The sequence below is a fragment of the Stenotrophomonas thermophila genome, assembly GCF_001499715.1.
Lineage (GTDB): Bacteria > Pseudomonadota > Gammaproteobacteria > Xanthomonadales > Xanthomonadaceae > Stenotrophomonas > Stenotrophomonas hibiscicola.
The window spans coordinates 142733-159830 of record NZ_CVIW01000062.1; the positions used below are offsets into that span (position 1 = coordinate 142733).

Below are 17098 nucleotides of genomic sequence, written 5' to 3' on the forward strand. Positions count from 1 at the left end.
GGGCTCTGTGGTGTTTTCCGGATGCCGGCCAGCGGCCGGCACTACGTGATCCTGGGATGCCGGCCAACGGCCGGCACTACCGTTACGCGGCGCGTCGCAGGGTTTCGGTCAGCGACTCGATGCTGGCGGCCTTCGGTTTGACCAGCCAGAACTTGCCGATGTAATCGCGGAACTCGTCCAGGATCTGCTGCGCCCAGATGCTGCCGGTCAGCTCGCGGTGGCGGCCGATCAGGCGGTGCAGGTGCTGGCGATAGTTCTCGAAGCCCTCGGCGGACACGCGATGGATGTCGATCAGCTCGTGGTTGTAGCGGTCGACGAAATCGCGATCGACGTCCAGCACGTAGGCCAGGCCGCCGGTGAAACCGGCACCGAAGTTCAGCCCGACCTTGCCCAGCACCAGTACCACGCCATCGGTCATGTACTCGCAGCAGTGGTCGCCGGCACCCTCCACTACCGCCAGCGCGCCGGAGTTGCGTACCGCGAAGCGCTCGCCCGCCCTGCCCGCGGCGAACAGCTCGCCGCCGGTGGCGCCGTACAGGCAGGTGTTGCCGATGATGGCGGTGCTGCGTGCCTCGAAGCGGGCACCGCGCGGCGGTCGCACCACCAGGCGGCCACCGGCCATGCCCTTGCCGACGTAGTCGTTGGCTTCGCCTTCCACCTCCAGGTGCAGGCCACCCACGTTGAACGCGCCGAAGCTCTGCCCGGCGCTGCCGCGAAAGCGCAGTTCCAGCGGTGCCTCGGCCATGCCCTGGTTGCCGTGCGCACGCGCCACCGCGCCGGCCAGGCGGGTGCCGATGCTGCGGTCGGTGTTGTGGATCAGGAAGCGATGCTCGCCGCCGCGCTTGTGTTCAATGGCGGAGGCAAGCAGGCCGTCCATCTGCGTGGCCAGGCTGTCCGGCGACTCGTACAGGCGCTGGGCGGCGCAGTGGCTGCCCTCGTAACGGGCATCGGCCAGCAGGCGCGACAGGTCCACGCGCACGCCGTCACGCGGCGCGGCCTCGATCTGCCGCAGCAGGTCGGTGCGGCCGACGATCTCTTCCAGCGAACGCGCGCCCAGGTAGGACAGCCAGCCACGCACTTCTTCGGCCAGCAGGCGGAAGAAATTCTCCACGCGCTCCGGCTGGCCGGTGAAGTGGTTCTCGCGCAGGCGCTCGTCCTGGGTGGCCACGCCGGTGGCGCAGTTGTTGAGGTGGCAGATGCGCAGGTACTTGCAGCCCAGCACGATCATCGGCGCTGTGCCGAAGCCGAAGCTGTCCGCCCCCAGCAGCGCAGCCTTGACCACGTCCAGGCCGGTCTTCAGGCCGCCATCGGTCTGCAGCAGGGTGCGCCCGCGCAGGTCGTTGGCCAGCAGCGCCTGGTGCGCTTCGGCCACGCCCAGCTCCCACGGCACGCCGGCATAGCGGATCGAGCTGACCGGCGACGCACCGGTGCCACCGTCATGGCCGGAGATGGTGATCAGGTCCGCACCGGCCTTGACCACACCGGCGGCGATGGTACCAACGCCGGCATGGCTGACCAGCTTCACCGATACCAGCGCGGTCGGGTTGAGCTGCTTGAGGTCGTAGATCAGCTGCGCCAGGTCTTCGATCGAATAGATGTCGTGGTGCGGCGGCGGCGAGATCAGGCCGATGCCCGGCCGCGCGTAGCGCAGACGTGCGATCAGTTCGTTGACCTTGTGGCCGGGCAGCTGGCCGCCCTCGCCGGGCTTGGCGCCCTGCGCGACCTTGATCTGCAGCACTTCGGCATTGACCAGGTACTCGGCGGTAACGCCGAAGCGGCCCGAGGCGACCTGCTTGATCTTGCTGCGCTTCGCGGTGCCATAGCGGGCGGGATCCTCACCGCCTTCGCCGGAATTGCTGCGGCCGCCGAGGCGGTTCATGGCGATGGCCAATGCTTCATGTGCTTCCGGCGACAGTGCGCCCAGGCTGATCGCCGCAGTATCGAAGCGCGGGAACAGGGTACTGGCTGGAGCCACCTCGTCCAGCGGCACGGGCGCGGCCGCCGGCACCAGCTCCAGCAGGTCACGCAGCGCCGATGGCGGGCGCGCATGCACCGCATCGCAGTACTGCTGCCACGCACGCGGGTCACCGCTGCGCGCCGCGCGCTGCAGGGTGGTCACCACGTCCGGGTTGTACATGTGGTATTCGCCGCCGTGCACGTACTTCAGCAGGCCGCCGACATCCACGCCCTGCTGCGCGTCCCAGGCCTGCGCGCACAGTTCGCGCGCGTCGGCATCCAGGCGGGCAAAGCCGGCGCCGCCGATGCGCGAGGCGGTATCGGGGAAGCACAGGTCCACCACTTCCGGTTCCAGGCCGATGATCTCGAACAGCTGCGCGCCGCGGTAGCTGGCCACCGTACAGATGCCCATCTTCGAGATGATCTTCGACAGGCCCTTGTAGATACCCTTGCGGTAGCGGCGGCCGATCTGCGATTGCTCGCCGCCCTTGCTGAGCTTGAGGATGCCGCGACGGCCCAGGTCGAACAGGGTCTGGTAGGCCAGGTACGGGTAAACCGCCGTGGCACCGAAACCGAGCAGGCAGGCCATGTGGTGCGGGTCACGTGCAGTGCCGGTCTCGACGATGAGGTTCACGTCGCAGCGCAGGCCCAGCCGAGACAGGTGGTGGTGGATGGCACTGGTGGCCAGCAGCGCATGCACCATCGGCCGCCCGGCCACCGGGTAGCGGTCGGACAGCAGCAGCATCACCATGCCATCGCGCGCGGCCTGTTCCGCTTCGCTGCAGATGCGTTCGATGCCGGCGCGCAGGCCTTCGTCTTCGCTGTAGGAAAGGTCGAGCAGGCGGTTGGCCTGCACGTACTGGTCCATCTTCAACAGCTGGCGCAGCTTGCGCTGGCTCAGTACCGGCGAATTGAGGATGACGTGGTTCACCGTCTCCGGGCCGGCATGGAAGATGTTGGTTTCCCTGCCGAGCTGGGTGGACAGGGACATCGCGCAGTCCTCGCGCAGCGGGTCGATCGGCGGGTTGGTGACCTGCGCGAAGGCCTGGCGGAAATAGTCGTACAGCGGTCGGCTGCGCTGGCTCAGCACCGCCATCGGCGTGTCGTCGCCCATCGAGCCGGTGGCTTCCTGCTCGGTCTCGGCCAGCGGCCGCAGCACCTGTTCCACTTCCTCGCTGCTGAGCTGGTACAGCTTGTGGTAGCTGCGCAGGGTGCCTTCGTCGAAGGGTTCTTCCACCAGCGAGGGGTCGATCAGTTCGGTCTGCAGGTAGGTCACGCCCTGCTGCAGCCACTGCTTGTACGGCGCACGGCCACGGTTGATGCGGTCCACCGCATCGGAGTCGAGCAGGTCGCCGCGCTTGAGGTCGATCGCGATCATCTCGCCGGGGCCGAGCTTGCCCTTGCGCACCACGCGCTCGGTCGGCACTTCCCACACGCCGGCTTCGGAGGCGACCAGGAAGTGGCGGTCGGCGGTGAGCATCCAGCGCGCCGGTCGCAGGCCGTTGCGGTCCAGCGTACACACCGCATAGCGGCTGTCGCAGGCGACGATGCCGGCCGGGCCGTCCCACGGCTCGCTGTTGAGGCCGTGGAACTCGTAGAAGGCCGCCAGGTCCGGATCCTTGAATTCCAGCGACTGCGTGGCAGGCGGCACCAGGATGCGCAGCGCCTGGATCAACTCCATGCCACCGGCGACCATCAGCTCCAGCATGTTGTCCAGGCTCTGCGAATCCGAACCGTGCATGGAGATGACCGGGTCGAATTCACCAATATCGAAGCGCGGCGTCTTCCACACCTTGCTGCGCGCCTGCGCCCAGCGACGATTGCCCTCGATGGTGTTGATCTCGCCGTTGTGGGCGAGCATGCGGAACGGATGGGCGAGCGGCCAGCGCGGCAGCGTGTTGGTCGAGAAGCGCTGGTGGAACACGATCGCGCTGGAGGCCAGCTCGCGGCGCTGCAGGTCCGGGAAGAAGCGGCTGAGCTTGTCCGGCAGCACCATGCCCTTGTAGCTGATCGCATCCGGGGTGAGGGTGGTGACGTAGAAGTCGGCGTGATCGCGCAGCTGCTGTTCGCTGCGGCGGCGGGCCAGGAACAACGCCAGCGCGAAGCCGGCATCATCCTGGCCAACCCCCGCATCGACGAACACCTGCTCGATGCGCGGCAGCGTGTCGCGCGCCAGTTGGCCGCAGACGCTGTCGTCGGTCGGTACCTCGCGCCAGCCAGCGACCTTGCAGCCCACCGCTTCCACCTGCGCCTGCAGCTGCGCGCGGCAGGCCTGCGCCGCGTCGGCGTCGCGCGGCAGGAATACCAGGCCGGCGGCGAAACGCGCGGCGGTGGCGATGCCGGCTTCGCTGGCCAGCAGTTTCAGGAACGCATCGGGGCGGCGCAGCAGCAGGCCGCAGCCATCACCGGTCAGGCCATCGGCGGCAACACCGCCACGGTGGGTCATGCGCGAAAGCGCGGCGATGGCGGTATCAACCAACAGGCGCGATGGTTGATCGTCGAGCTGGGCGACCATGCCAAATCCACAGGCATCGCGCTCGGAGCGCGGGTCGTAAAGCCCTTGGCGGTTGCGGGGGGCCATCTCTACCTCGATGCGTATAGGGTTGGCGGCGACACTCGTCCCCGCTCATTCCCTGGAGCGCATCGTGAGGCCACCGGATGCCTCGACTAGATCACAGGTTGCTGCAACGCCGCAATACACGGTTGCAGGTGCAACAGAACGCGCCGGCAACCCAGTGCCGGCGCGGGGCGGGACTCAGCCGCAGCGCACGCCGCTGATGGCGCCCTTGGCGTCCACTTCGATGTTCAGGCGGTCGCCGAGGAACTCCATCGTGGCCACATCATTGGGCTTGAGCACGCGTACCTGGCTGGCGCCTGCATCTTCCTGCGCCTGCTTGCCCAGCGCATCGGTGTAGGCCTGGCCGACCAGGCTCTGCACCTGGCTGGCATCGCAGGTGCCGACCGGCGGCGCCTCGATGGCCTTGCCGGCTTCGTCGGCCGGTGCCTTGGCGGCTTCGGCCGCCTGCTGGGCGTGGGCCGTGGCCGAATCCTGTTCATCCAGCGCCGGTGCCTGGCAGGCGGTCAAGGCCAGCACGGCCGGCAGCAGCAGGGCGGAGAGCGAACGGGCGCGAATCGGGAACGACATCATGACTCCGGAAGGGGTTGTGAAGACCCGAGCATAGCGGCGAACCGGCCCTCACGTGTTTGTCTTGTGTTATCGACAGGATCGCGGCACGGCGACCGCGACACTACTGGCATGCCGACCGCCTCCACTCCCGAACGACAGGCCGCGCGCGCGGCCGGCCTGCGCTATGTCGACGACACCCAGCCGGGCATCAGCCGGCGCCGCGCCGGAAAAGGTTTCAGTTACCGCGATGCTGATGGCCACGCGATACGCGACGCCACCACCCTGCAACGCGTCCGCGCACTGGCGATTCCACCGGCCTACACCGCGGTGTGGATCTGCGCCCACGCCAACGGCCACCTGCAGGCCACAGGCCGCGATGCGCGCGGGCGCAAGCAGTACCGTTACCACCCCGACTGGGCGAAGGAGCGCGACGCCGGCAAGTTCGACCGCATCATCGCCTTTGGCGAGGCCTTGCCCACGCTGCGGCGGCGGTTGTCGCGGGATCTGAAACGGCCGGGTTTCCCTAAGGAAAAAGTGCTGGCCATGGTGGTCGCGTTGCTGGCCGACACCCTGGTGCGGGTCGGCAATGAGACCTATGCGCAGCAGAACCGGTCATTCGGACTGACCACACTGCGTAACCGTCATCTGGAGCTGCTGCGTGGCGGCCGGGTGCGCATGCGTTTCCGCGGCAAGTCCGGGCAGCTGCAGGAGGTGACCGTGGGCGACCGCAGGCTGGGGCTGCTGGTGCGGCGCCTGCAGCAGCTGCCGGGGCAGGCGTTGTTCCAGTACCGCGATGACGACGGTGCGCTGCAGCCGGTCGACTCCGGTGCGGTGAACGACTACCTGCGCGAGGTGATGGGCGAGGACTTCACTGCCAAGGATTTCCGCACCTGGGGCGGGACCGTCGCGGCGGTGCAGGCGTTTGCTGCCACCGAGCTGCCGGAACCGGCCAGCCGGCGTGCGCTGGCGCAGGCACAGCGCAGCGTGGTGTGCCAGGTGGCGGCCCGGTTGGGCAACACGCCGGCGGTGTGCCGCAAGGCCTATATCGACCCGTGCGTGTTCGTCGGCTGGGAGCGCGGTGAACTGGCCAAGCTGGCCGGCCTGCGCGGGCCGCGCCAGTGGGAGCAGGCCACCCTGCGCGTGCTGCGCAGGGCACGCCGGCTCAGCCGCAGTCGTCAGCCGCAGTAGATCGCGACGATATTGTTGGTGCGGCCCTTCTCGATGGTCAGGCGGTCGCCGCCTTCGCTGGCCGGTGGCACCCGCGGGCCGTCGTGGCGCAGGACCCGCACGTGCAGGCTGTCGCTGTCCACGCGTGCACGGGCCACAGTGGCGTCCGAGGCGGCCAGGCCCACCGCGCCGCGCACCCTGTCGCTGTGGCACTGGCCGGAAATCACGCCGTCGATCGGCTGCACCTGGGCCATCGGTGTGCTGCTGCAGGCGGCGAGGGCAAAGCAGACGGCGGCGGTGGCGATGGCATGTTTCATGGAGGCGTTCCCTGTGTGGTTGCGTGCAGGGTGCGACGGCGCACGTGGTGGCGGAATGAATGCCGTGCACATCGTGGACACGGCGCGCTCACTGCCGCCAACAGCGTGCGTAGAGAGACTGCAGGTGCGGCGCGCGCCGCCCCCCCGGTAGTGTCGGCCGCTGGCCGGCAGCCCCGTTCCCTCCCGAGGAGACCTGCATGGCCACCACCAAGAAGACACCCGCCCGCCGAAAGGCATCGCCGAAAGTGCGTAAAGGCAGCACCCCGGCCAAGGCGGTCGCCGACCCCGATCGCCCGCGAGTAGTGAAGACCGCGACCCGCAAGGCGGCCGCCAGCGATCCGCGGGCAGCACGCGTCGCGGCCCGGCAGCGGCGCCTGCAGGACCAGGAGAAGGCCAAGGACGCCCGGGCGGCCAGCAAGGCCACGAAGAAGACCGCGACCCAGGCCGGCGCACGGCGCCAGCCGGAGGCGATGCCGGCGCAGCAGCTGGCCAAGCCCGGGCATGAGCACGAACTGGAGCTGGCGCCCCGCTTCCTTGCACCCGACTACGCGGGCAGCGGCAAGCTGCAGGGCATGCGTGCGATCGTCACCGGTGGCGACTCCGGCATTGGCCGTGCGGTGGCGGTGCTGTTCGCACGCGAAGGCGCGGACGTGGCCGTGCTGCACCTGGACGAGGCCGAGGACGCGGACATCACCCGCCAGCACGTGGAGCGCGAAGGCGGTCGCTGCGTGGTGATCGCCGGTGACGTGCGCGATCCGCGCTTCTGCGAGAAAGCGGTGAAGCAGGTGGCCAAGGCGTTCGGCGGCATCGACATCCTGGTCAACAACGCCGCGTTCCAGCTGCACTGCGAGCGGCTGGAAGACCTGGAAGACGCGCACCTGCAGGAGACCCTGCAGACCAACATCGGCGGTTACATCCAGATGGCGCGCGCGGTGCTGCCGCATCTGGGCGAGGGCGCCAGCATCATCAACACCGGTTCGGAAACGGGCATCTTCGGCAGCAAGGCGCTGATCGACTACTCGGCCACCAAGGGCGCGATCCATGCGTTCACCAAGTCGCTGGCCAGCCAGCTGCTGCCACGTGGCATCCGGGTGAACTGCGTGGCGCCGGGGCCGGTGTGGACGCCGCTGAACCCGGCCGACAAGCAGGCCGAGGACGTCGCCCAGTTCGGCAAGGACAGCGACATGGGCCGGCCCGCACAGCCGGAGGAACTGTCACCGGCCTACGTGTTCCTGGCCTCTCCGGCCTGTGCCAGTTACATCAGCGGGGTGATCCTGCCGGTGATGGGCGGTCCACGGGGGTGAGACGGGGCTGCCGGCCGCTGGCCGGCAGCCTCAAGGCGCGGTCACCGCAGGCGCATAGAAATCGGCAATGCGTGGAATGAACTGCTGTGGATTGGCACCGACCAGGTTGGTCAGCACCACCACCGCCACGCCGCGCTCGGGATAGACCACGAACGCCGCACGCGCACCGCCGATACCTGCCACCTGCAGGTCGGGCGATGCGCGCAGTACCGGCCAGCCCCCCGCCCACGGGCCGGCACGGCCATCCGCCAAGCGCTCTGCGCTCCACATCCGCCGCAGGGCCGCCTCCGGCAGCAGGCGGCCTTCGGTCAGCGCCGCCAGCCAGCGCGCGGTGTCGTCGGCGGTGGTGAGGATGCCGCCACCTGCCCACAGCGAAGGCGGTATGTCGTAGAACCAGTGCGACAGGCGCGGCGGTGCATCGGCCGCGTCGGTGGCACGCGGGGCCAGGCTGTACATCGTCGCCGCATCCGGAATCAGGTCGTAGCTGTCGCCGAAGGTGGTGCGTGCCATGCGCGCGCTGCTGAACTGGCCGGTGGCGAGGAAACGTTCGTAGGGCATGCCGGATTGCTTCGCGATGATCCGTGCCAGAAGAACGTAGTTGGTCTGGTTGTAGGCGAAGCGCTGCCCGGGCGCTGCTTCGAGTGGCCGGGTCGTCACCGCCGCCCATGCCTGTGCTTCGGAACCACCGCCCAACAGCCCGTTCGCATCAAGGATGTCCGGAAGGCCGGAGGTATGCGCCAGCAGCTGGTGTACGCGTACGTCTCTCCACGCTGGTGGAAGATCATCCAGGTAACGTGAGGCCGGCGCGTCCAGATCCAGCTGCCCCTGCTGAGCCAGCTGCGCGGCGGCTACGCCGGTGAACGCCTTGGTGGCCGAGTTGAGCGGGAAGCGGGTGTGGCGCGAGGCAAGCACGCCGTTCTCGACGTTGGCCAGGCCGTAGGCTTCAGACAGCACGATCTGCCCGTCCTTGACCACCGCGACCTGCAGCCCGGGGATGCGCTGCTGCATCATGATCTGGCGGATCAGGCGGCGGGTCTGGTCGTTGGCATGGTCCTGGCTGGCAGAGACGGCGGTGAAGGGCAGGGCACTGATGAGCATGAGCACGACTCGGAGCATTGGACGGAACATGCGGAATTCCAGCGGGCGTTGCGGATCGGATGCGGACAGCGCGCCAAAGGTTTAAGTGCTCGGCGCCGCTACCGTTCGTCGGCCCATGACTTGCGGGGGGTTGACTACAGCTGTCGTCAAGCTGACAGTGGCGACACGTGTAGTCAAGGGAGTGGTGTCATGCGTGGCAAGACCATCGGGGACCAGGAGCTGGCCCTGCTGCAGTACATCGATGAACATGCGCCGGCCAGCGTCGGCGAGGTCGCCAGTGGATATGGAGAGGCCCGAGGCCTGGCCCGTTCCACCGTGCTGACGATGATGGAGCGGCTGCGGGCGAAGGGGTATCTTCAGCGCCGGCAGCAGGACGGCGTCTACCGCTACCAGGCCACCCGTGGCCCGCAGAGCGTGCTGCAGGGTGCCGTGGCCCAGTTCGTCGACAACACCCTGCAGGGCTCGGTGTCGCCGTTCGTGGCCTACCTGTCGCAGCGCCAGCAGGTCAGCGACAACGAGCTGGCCGAGCTGGAAGCGCTGGTCGCCCAACTCCAATCGCGTCGCCACGAGGGCTGAGCCATGGACACCACGATGCTGATCCCGATGCTGGAACGGCTGGGCTGGACCAGCCTGCAGACCGTACTGCTGGTGGCGCTGGTGTACGGCCTGTGCCGCGTGCTGCCGTCGCTGTCGGCGGCCACCCGCTGCCGCCTGTGGTGGCTGGTCTCGCTGCAGGCCGTGCTCGGCCTGTTCTGGAGCCAGCCGTTGCAGTTGCCCTGGCTGCCGGCCCCGCAGGCGGTGGCGATGACCGCAACCGACGTGGCCGCTGACATGGTCTACCCGCTGGCCCCGGAGGCCTCGGCACAGTTGCTGGCCGCGATGCCGATGCCTGCAGCGGACGTGCCGGCAGTGGCGTGGTGGGCCGTTGCACTGGCTGCGCTGTGGGCATCCGGCGTGCTGCTGATGGCGCTGCGCACCTTGGGTGAGTGGCGCCGCTGCCGCGCACTGCTGGCTGCGGCCTATCCCTGCGAGGACGAGGCGCTGGTACAGGCGCTGCAGCTGGCCTCCGATGCGCACGGCGTGCGTCCTGCGCCGCGGTTGTGGATGAGCACGCAGGTGGACGCACCGCAGCTGGTCGGGCCGTTCCGCCCGGTGCTGCTGCTGCCGGCCGGCAACAATGCCCTGCAGGGCGATGCGCTGGACCTGGCCCTGACCCACGAACTGCAGCACCTGCAGCGGCGTGACCTGCAATGGGGCCTGCTGCCTGCACTGGCCCAGCACCTGTTCTTCTTCCACCCGCTGCTGCGCCTGTCGGTGCGTGAATATGCACAGGCGCGCGAGGAAGCGGTGGATGCAGCGGTGGTTGGCCAACATGGCGCCAGCCGCCAGGCCTATGGCCGCCTGTTGCTGCAGTTGGGCGTGGCCCCGCAGCCGCATCTGGGCGTGGCCAGCGCCGCACCGAGCACCCCCAGCCTCAAGCGTCGCCTGCTTTCGCTGCAGTCGCCCCGGTCCTGCCCGCGTCTGCTGGCGGTGGCGCTGACCGCTGCGGTGGTGGTGGTGGGCGTGGCGCCGATGCGGCTGGTCGCAGCGCCGGTGCCGCCCGCCCCGCCCGCCCCTCCGGCCGCGCCGAAGGCCGTGGCGCCGCCACCGCCTAAGGCCCCGGAAGCACCGTCCGCACCGCCGGCGGCCGCGGCTGCCCCAGCGGCACCTGCCGCACCGGCAGCCCCGGCCGAACCTGCTGACGCGACCGGGCCCGACGATGCCGACGTGGCCGACGTCGACGATTCCACCGGCATGGCCGAAGACGATGAAGGCACGGCGTCGGCCGCCCGCTCCATCACTACCTACGGCCGCCTGGACCTGGGCAAGTCGCCCCGGGAGGCTTTTGTGCTGGTCGATGGTGATTCGACTTTCGCCAACGGCGGCATGGACGACGTGACGGTGGCCCGCAGGCAGCTCGGCAAGGGCCCGGCGCTGTGGTTCCGCCAAGGCGACAAGCGCTATGTGGTGCGCGACCCGATGCTGATCCAAAGCCTGCAGCGTGCCTACAGTGGTGCCGCAGAGCTGGGTCGCCAGCAGAGCGAACTGGGCCGCCAGCAGAGTGCGCTGGGTCGCCAGCAGGGCGAACTCGGCAGGCAGATGGGTGAGATGAGCCGCCTGCAGGGCGAGGAGTCGCGCCGCATCGCACTGATTGCCGCCGAGGCTGCACGCAATGCGATGGCCGCCCACGACATCAACCGTGAGGCCGCCGCGGAAGCGGCGAAGGCAGCGCGCGGTGCAACCGGCGATATGGCCGTTGCGCGTGAGGCTGCACGCGAGGCCGCCGCCGAGGCACGTCGTGCGATGCAGGAAGCCCGCAGCGAGGCCACGCAGTCCGGCCGCACCCGTGACATGCGGCGTCTGGCCAACCAGCAGTCTGAACTGGCCAGCCGCCAGGCGGCACTGGGCAGCCAGCAGGCCGCGCTGGGCGAGCGCCAGGCACGCGTGCATGCGCAGGCATCGCAGCAGGCACAGCAGGTGATCGCGCGTGCACTGGCCAGCGGCAAGGCCGAGCAACTCTGATCGGTAGTGCCGGCCGCTGGCCGGCACTACCCCGGGTCGATCAACCGCAGCTGGCGCGCTCGATGCGGTTCTGCGCATCCACCTGCACGGTCACGCGGTCCTGGCGGAAGTCCATGGTCACCGCCATGCCTGGCTTGACCACCCGTGCACCGCGCGCGCCGCTGGCGGCCACCAGCTTCTTGATGGTGGCTTCGTCAGCCGTCTTGCCGGTGAAGGCCTCGAGCGCCTCCGGCCTGCATTCGTGCGCGGCGTCGGCCACGGGCGCTGGCGCGGGATCGGGGGCGGTACTGCTGCCGGCATGGCTGCAGGCGGCCAAGGGCAGGATGGCGAGCAGGACCAGGGGATTGAGGCGCATCGTCGGGCTCCAGGCGTGGATGGTGGCGGCAGTGTCACCGCTGCCACCGTCAGGGCATGTCAACGCTGCCCCGTGTCATTACTGCCCGACCAGCGCCAGTGTCTCGCGCTCGCGCTGTTCCTCGCGCACCAGCCGCTGCAGCAGCAGGGCCAGCGTCACCACGTCCTGATGATTGTGATCGGCCACCCGGCGCAGGTTCACGGCGTCACCGCCACGCAGGAAGCGCAACCATGCTCCCGGTGCCTCCGAGCCCGGCAGGTCGTCCTCGCGCACCACGCGCAGCAGCTGGCGTTCGATGGTGGACAGCCTGCAGTTCTCCCAGGTGCCGCGATAGCGCCGGCGGGTGGGGTAGAGCAGGTCCACATGGTCCAGCGCCGTGATCGGATCGCGTTGGCGCGCCAGCCGGTAGCGCGCCTTCAGAAGCGGCGCATCGTAGCTGCGGCCGTTGTAGCTGCAGAACACGGTGGAGGGCTGCAGCCAGCTGGCGAAGGTGGCCAGCATCGCTTCTTCCGCAGCCATGGTGGACATCAGCAGCTGGCGGATGCGCAGGCCTTCGCCACGCTGCGGGCACACGTACCAGTCGGCCGCGCCGATCATGAAGGCACGCGTGCCGGTGCCACCGGCCAGGCCGGTGGTCTCGGTATCGAAGAACAGCAGGTCGCGCGCAGCTACGTGCTGGTCCTCGCGCTTGGCGAAGGCCAATGACAGCGGGGCGGTCGGGATTGGTTGCGGCTGCAGCGATTCGATCAGGAACAGGCCCGGTGCGATCTCCTCGCCGGGCAGCTGACGATCCTGTGCGCTGGCGCGTGCCGGCGTGGTACTGCCGCGGGAGCGCAGGCCGAGCAGGCGATGCAGGCTGCCTGCTTCCGGCCGACGCAGCGGTACGGGTGCCGGTGCGGAGGCCGCAGTGCCGGTCGGCTTGTGGCGGATTTCCTGTTCGACCCAGGCGAACACCGAACGTTCGGCCGGTGGTTGCCGCGCATCGTTGGCGGCCACGGGTGCCGGTGGCGCAGGGGGCACGTCCGGCGCGGCCGGTGTGCTCGCCTTCGGGTCGCCGGCCTGCTTCCGCAGCAGGCGCAGCTTGTCCAGGCTCAGGCTCACGGTGCCAGCAACTCCATCGGCTCGCGCGTGGTGATCACCACGTCGGGCACATGCTGGCAGGCGTCGGCATCGAACAGGTCGAGCACGCGCAGCGCCAGCGTGCGCGGCGAAGTCTCATCGTCTTCCTGCGCGGCCAGCACCGGGCCCACGCAGGCCGGGCAGCCAGCCTTGCAGTCGCAGCGCTGCACCAGTTCGCGCGCGCGCTGCACCAGCTCGGCCTGGCGTTGCCACAGCGGTTCGCTGAGGCCGACACCGCCGGGGAAATTGTCGTACAGGTACACGGTGGGCACGAATTCCTGCAGCAGCTCCACTCCAGCGGGATCGCCCTCGCTGCCGCGCAGCTGGCCACGGCCACTCTGATCGGCGATGGCGAACCAGGAACCATCGCCGTTGCCGACCGACTTCTGCAGGTCGCGCGCATCGGCCATCACCGCCACGGTGGCAACGATGTGCAGCGCGTAGGCGGCGCCGAGAAAACCATCCAGCGCATCCTGCTTGCTGGCGAACGCACGCAGCAGCAGCGCCTGAGGCAGCTGCCACCACACCGCCGTGGTGTGCAGTTCCTGGTCAGGCAGGTTCACCGGGCCGTAGCCGATGTTTTCGTGGGTGTAATAGCGGATCTTCTTGTAGCCGGCCACGCGACGCACCACGTGCACTTCGCCATGGTGCGAATCGCCACGGCCGGCCACGCCACCGTCGAAACGGTCCAGCACCTTGAGCTTGGTGAAGTCGATGCTGTCGGTGTAGTAATCCACATGCGTGCGGGTAACGTAGGCCTTGCGGCCCTCCCAGTCCAGCGTCTCCACCTGGTAGGGCGTGGACTGCACCATGTGGATGGCGCCCTCGTACAGGGTGAGTGCGGCGGCGGAATAATCGACCTCGGCGATGATCTGCTGGCGGCCATCGCTGCGGTCGACCACCACGAAGTTGCCGTCGGCCACCGCGCGCAGGCTGACCGCATTGGCGGGATAACTGTCGGCAATCCATTCCCAGCGCTCGCCTTCGCGGTGGATCACTTCGGTCTCTGCCAGCGCTTCCAGGAATACCTCCGGATCGATCGGGCCGAAGCCATCGCCAACCCGGAACGGCAGTTCGAAGGCTGCGCAGCGGATGTGGTCGAACAGGATCAGCGGCTGGTCAGGTGCAATGCGTGCATGTTCGGGCGAGGCCTCGGCGAAGAAGTCCGGATGCCGCACCACGTACTGGTCCAGCGGCTGTGAGCTGGCCACCATCACCCCCAGCGCGGGCTGCTGGCGGCGACCGGCACGGCCAAAGCGCTGCCAGGTGGCGGCCACGCTGCCGGGGTAGCCATTGAGGATGACCACGTCCAGGCTGCCGATATCCACGCCCAGCTCCAGTGCCGAGGTGCTGACGATGCCGTCGATGTTGCCGGCGCGCATCGCCCGTTCGGTCTCGCGGCGCTCGGTGGGCAGGTAGCCACCGCGGTACGCCCGGATGCGCGGCGGTTTGCGCGGGTCGTGATCGAAGATGTCCTTCAGGTACTTGGTCAGCACCTCCACCATCAACCGCGTCTGCGCGAACACCAGGGTCTTCAGCCCGGACTTGATCGCGATGCGCGCGATGCGGTTGCTCTGCGACCGCGCCGAGGCGCGCAGGCCCAGGTCCGGATTGATCACCGGCGGGTTCCACAGCAGCACCTGTTTCGGCCCGCTGGGCGCGCCGGATTCGGTGATGGCGGTGACCGGCGCCTCGATCAGCGCCTCGGCATGTGCCTGCGGGTTGCCGATGGTGGCCGAGCACAGGATGAACTGCGGTTGCACGCCGTAGAACGCGCAGATGCGCTTGAGCCGGCGCAGCACGTTGGTGACGTGGCTGCCGAACACGCCGCGGTAGGTGTGTACTTCGTCGATGACGATGTAGCGCAGGTTCTCGAAGAACTGCGCCCACTTGGTGTGATGCGGCAGGATCGCCTGGTGCAGCATGTCCGGATTGGACACCACGATGTCGCCATGCAGGCGGATCGCCTGGCGCGCATCACCCGGGGTATCGCCATCGAAGGTGAAGGCCTTGACGCCCAGATCGCCAGCACGGTTGAGTTCCAGCAGCTCGGCCACCTGGTCCTGTGCCAGCGCCTTGGTCGGGAACAGGTACAGCGCCTTGGCCTTGTCCTGCATGGCCGCGCTGACCACGGGCAGGGTGTAGCACAGCGACTTGCCGCTGGCGGTGGGGGTGACGATGGCCACGTGCTCACCACGCTGGCTGGCCTCCCAGGCCTCGGCCTGGTGGCTGTAGAGCTGCTCGATGCCGCGTGCCTTCAGGGCCGCGGCCAGGGCCGGCGGTACCGCATCGGGAATGGGGGCATAGCGGCCCTCGCGGCCGGGAATGGCAAAGCTGCCGGTGATGCGGTCCTGGTAGCGGCGCTGCAGGCGCGCGCTGAGCAGGGCGCCGTCACGGGCGGGCAGGCCATCGCGGGTGGCGAGCTTCTGCTCGGCATCGGCGGTGCGCTTGGCGAGTTCGTAGGCCATGGAAGAGGAAGCGGGGACGGATTGCGAGGGGTCACATGGCACCACATCCACGTCTCAGGATGTGAGACATCGCGCGCGAAGGGCGTGAACCGTTCATTGCCACGGGTCCGGACGCTGCGCGATGTCCGTGTCAAGCGCCTCGCTGCGGCGGAGGAACTGCACCATGGATGCCGTCCCCATCCCCCGGGGGAAATGAAGTTCGTTGCAAACTTCGGTGCCCGGTCCGCGCAGCGACGATGCGTGACACACCCTGAATGCCCCCGCCGATGCCAACGAAATCTGAAGCCCGCATCCGTATCCTTGTTCACTGGACGCAACCAACAGGGTGGATGGCTGTGGCACGACCGGGAACGCAGGGAGCACTGCTGGCCAGCCTGTTGCTGGCGGGCATCGCGCAGGCGCAGCAGTCGGTGCCTGCGTCTGGTCCTGCGCCTGCACCTCCTGTAGATGCGCCGGCTGCACCCCCCGCGCCGATCTCCCCCCCCCCGCCACAGGACGGCGTCACCACCTTGGGAGAAGTTCGCGCGCTCAAGCCGGATGACGAGCCGGTGGACCTGTACCGCTTCAAGAACCCGGTGAAGTTCGGCGACAACCGCTTCAGCCGTGACTGGAGCGAGCCGCCGTCGCCGGAGCAGGTCAGCATGGGCGGCGGCTACATCATGATGGGCGTGGTCAAGGGTGTGATGGCGGCAGCCAAAGGCATCAACAAACTCACCGGCGGGCCGGACCAGATCCAGGCGGCCGTGGCGCGGCCACCGCCAGAGCTCAGCGCCGAACAGCAGCAGCGCGCGCTGCGGTTCTCACAGGAGCAGGATGCCGGCGACACAGCGCCAGTGAAGTAGGCCGGTATATGCTGCTGGCCGCCCACCGGTAATGCTGTCATGTCCCTGCGTTCGTTCTGCCTGCTGGCCGCGTTGCTGCCGGCCTCCGCCTTCGCGTCCGATATCGCCGATGGCGGCGCCTGCCGCAATGGCGCATTCCCCTCCGAACAGAGCCGGTTCGCGCTGGCGCGGGTGGTCGATGTACCGCGCCTGTACCTGCTCGGCGACATGGATGGCTGCCCCGCCAAGGGCGAACCGGCCTGCCGCCAGCGCAGCTATGTGGTCAACGGCGATACGGTGGTGACCGGTCGCGACCTGGGCCGTTACCGCTGCGCGTTCTTCCCGAACAGGGTGGGTGGCAGCGCCGGTTGGGTCGACCGCAGCAAGCTGCAGGCGTTGCCGGTGGTCGTGCCAGCGCTGCAGGATTGGGCGGGCCACTGGAAAGATGGCGACAACGGCCTGCGCATCACCGTGCAGGGTGGACAACTGCACGTGGATGGCGACGCCTACTGGCCCTCCGCCAACCCCACGCCGGAACAGCGCCCGTATGGGCCGAACCTGGGCCAGGTGGAAGCGCGTGCCATAGCGCAGGGTGCCGATGTCGAGTTCGCCGAGGACACGTGCCGGGTGCGCGTGCACTCGCTGGGTGAGGTGCTGATCGTGGCCGACAACAGCGAATGCGGTGGCATGAACGTGCGTTTCAACGGTGTGTACCGGCGCGCCGGAAAACGTTGAATGGCGCATGAGGATTGGGGCCAGTAGATCCACGCCACGCGTGGGTGCTGCCCGCGATTCAATCGATGC

Annotated in this window: 13 protein-coding genes; 6 read left to right on the forward strand and 7 right to left on the reverse strand. The window is 68.8% G+C overall.

The window, feature by feature from the left end:
- Window positions 1-82: 82 nt before the first annotated feature.
- Both gltB and BN1263_RS18445 read right to left on the reverse strand, forming a co-directional pair.
- A complete protein-coding gene (gene gltB / locus BN1263_RS18440; protein WP_058983233.1) occupies window positions 83-4537 on the reverse strand; it encodes a glutamate synthase large subunit in 4455 nt (1484 codons plus the stop codon).
- 174 nt (window positions 4538-4711) lie between these two features.
- Window positions 4712-5101, reverse strand: coding sequence for an I78 family peptidase inhibitor (locus BN1263_RS18445; protein WP_058983235.1), 390 nt, complete (start codon window positions 5099-5101; stop codon window positions 4712-4714).
- Between the two features lie 111 nt (window positions 5102-5212).
- On the opposite strand from BN1263_RS18445, the gene BN1263_RS18450 reads away from it, so the two are divergent.
- Window positions 5213-6271, forward strand: coding sequence for a DNA topoisomerase IB (locus tag BN1263_RS18450; RefSeq protein WP_058983237.1), 1059 nt, complete (start codon window positions 5213-5215; stop codon window positions 6269-6271).
- On the opposite strand, the gene BN1263_RS18455 is transcribed toward BN1263_RS18450, so the two are convergent.
- Window positions 6259-6567: a putative periplasmic lipoprotein gene (locus tag BN1263_RS18455; protein ID WP_019661972.1), complete on the reverse strand. Its 309-nt coding sequence runs from the start codon at window positions 6565-6567 to the stop codon at window positions 6259-6261. The genes BN1263_RS18450 and BN1263_RS18455 overlap by 13 nt on opposite strands.
- Before the next feature lie 197 nt (window positions 6568-6764).
- On the opposite strand from BN1263_RS18455, the gene BN1263_RS18460 reads away from it, so the two are divergent.
- Window positions 6765-7871, forward strand: a complete 1107-nt coding sequence (locus tag BN1263_RS18460) for an SDR family oxidoreductase (RefSeq protein WP_058983239.1) — start codon at window positions 6765-6767, stop codon at window positions 7869-7871.
- Between the two features lie 30 nt (window positions 7872-7901).
- Here the strand turns inward: BN1263_RS18460 and BN1263_RS18465 are convergent, their stop codons facing one another.
- Window positions 7902-8969, reverse strand: coding sequence for a serine hydrolase domain-containing protein (locus tag BN1263_RS18465; protein WP_058983278.1), 1068 nt, complete (start codon window positions 8967-8969; stop codon window positions 7902-7904).
- 189 nt (window positions 8970-9158) lie between these two features.
- Between BN1263_RS18465 and BN1263_RS18470 the strand changes: the two genes are divergently transcribed.
- Window positions 9159-9545 carry a BlaI/MecI/CopY family transcriptional regulator gene (locus BN1263_RS18470; RefSeq protein WP_019661969.1) on the forward strand — a complete coding sequence of 129 codons (387 nt, stop codon included), beginning with the start codon at window positions 9159-9161 and terminating at the stop codon, window positions 9543-9545.
- A 3-nt stretch (window positions 9546-9548) separates the two neighbouring features.
- A complete protein-coding gene (locus tag BN1263_RS18475) occupies window positions 9549-11531 on the forward strand; it encodes a M56 family metallopeptidase (RefSeq protein WP_058983241.1) in 1983 nt (660 codons plus the stop codon).
- Window positions 11532-11571: 40 nt separating this feature from the next.
- Here the strand turns inward: BN1263_RS18475 and BN1263_RS18480 are convergent, their stop codons facing one another.
- The 3 genes from BN1263_RS18480 to BN1263_RS18490 form a co-directional block, all read right to left on the reverse strand.
- Window positions 11572-11886 (reverse strand): I78 family peptidase inhibitor, encoded by a 315-nt coding sequence (locus BN1263_RS18480; RefSeq protein ID WP_058983243.1) that lies wholly within the window; start codon window positions 11884-11886, stop codon window positions 11572-11574.
- A 78-nt stretch (window positions 11887-11964) separates the two neighbouring features.
- Window positions 11965-12987 (reverse strand): ribonuclease H-like domain-containing protein, encoded by a 1023-nt coding sequence (locus tag BN1263_RS18485; RefSeq protein WP_058983245.1) that lies wholly within the window; start codon window positions 12985-12987, stop codon window positions 11965-11967.
- The gene (locus BN1263_RS18490) at window positions 12984-15473 is read right to left on the reverse strand and encodes a DEAD/DEAH box helicase (RefSeq protein WP_058983247.1); all 2490 of its coding nucleotides are present in this window, start codon (window positions 15471-15473) and stop codon (window positions 12984-12986) included. The genes BN1263_RS18485 and BN1263_RS18490 overlap by 4 nt, the downstream gene beginning before the upstream one ends.
- Window positions 15474-15802: 329 nt before the next feature.
- On the opposite strand from BN1263_RS18490, the gene BN1263_RS18495 reads away from it, so the two are divergent.
- On the forward strand, window positions 15803-16315 hold the full coding sequence (locus BN1263_RS18495; RefSeq protein ID WP_058983249.1) for a hypothetical protein: 513 nt from the start codon (window positions 15803-15805) through the stop codon (window positions 16313-16315).
- Window positions 16316-16354: 39 nt separating this feature from the next.
- The gene (locus BN1263_RS18500; RefSeq protein ID WP_058983251.1) at window positions 16355-17029 is read left to right on the forward strand and encodes a hypothetical protein; all 675 of its coding nucleotides are present in this window, start codon (window positions 16355-16357) and stop codon (window positions 17027-17029) included.
- The last annotated feature ends 69 nt before the right edge of the window (window positions 17030-17098 follow it).

Coding starts and splice junctions, on each gene's coding strand:
- BN1263_RS18450 (WP_058983237.1), top strand. CDS start 5,213: ATGCCGACCGCCTCCACTCCCGAACGACAGGCCGCGCGCGCGGCCGGC.
- BN1263_RS18500 (WP_058983251.1), top strand. CDS start 16,355: ATGTCCCTGCGTTCGTTCTGCCTGCTGGCCGCGTTGCTGCCGGCCTCC.
- BN1263_RS18495 (WP_058983249.1), top strand. CDS start 15,803: ATGGCTGTGGCACGACCGGGAACGCAGGGAGCACTGCTGGCCAGCCTG.
- BN1263_RS18445 (WP_058983235.1), bottom strand. CDS start 5,101: ATGTCGTTCCCGATTCGCGCCCGTTCGCTCTCCGCCCTGCTGCTGCCG.
- gltB (WP_058983233.1), bottom strand. CDS start 4,537: ATGGCCCCCCGCAACCGCCAAGGGCTTTACGACCCGCGCTCCGAGCGC.
- BN1263_RS18465 (WP_058983278.1), bottom strand. CDS start 8,969: ATGCTCATCAGTGCCCTGCCCTTCACCGCCGTCTCTGCCAGCCAGGAC.
- BN1263_RS18460 (WP_058983239.1), top strand. CDS start 6,765: ATGGCCACCACCAAGAAGACACCCGCCCGCCGAAAGGCATCGCCGAAA.
- BN1263_RS18480 (WP_058983243.1), bottom strand. CDS start 11,886: ATGCGCCTCAATCCCCTGGTCCTGCTCGCCATCCTGCCCTTGGCCGCC.
- BN1263_RS18475 (WP_058983241.1), top strand. CDS start 9,549: ATGGACACCACGATGCTGATCCCGATGCTGGAACGGCTGGGCTGGACC.
- BN1263_RS18470 (WP_019661969.1), top strand. CDS start 9,159: ATGCGTGGCAAGACCATCGGGGACCAGGAGCTGGCCCTGCTGCAGTAC.
- BN1263_RS18455 (WP_019661972.1), bottom strand. CDS start 6,567: ATGAAACATGCCATCGCCACCGCCGCCGTCTGCTTTGCCCTCGCCGCC.
- BN1263_RS18490 (WP_058983247.1), bottom strand. CDS start 15,473: ATGGCCTACGAACTCGCCAAGCGCACCGCCGATGCCGAGCAGAAGCTC.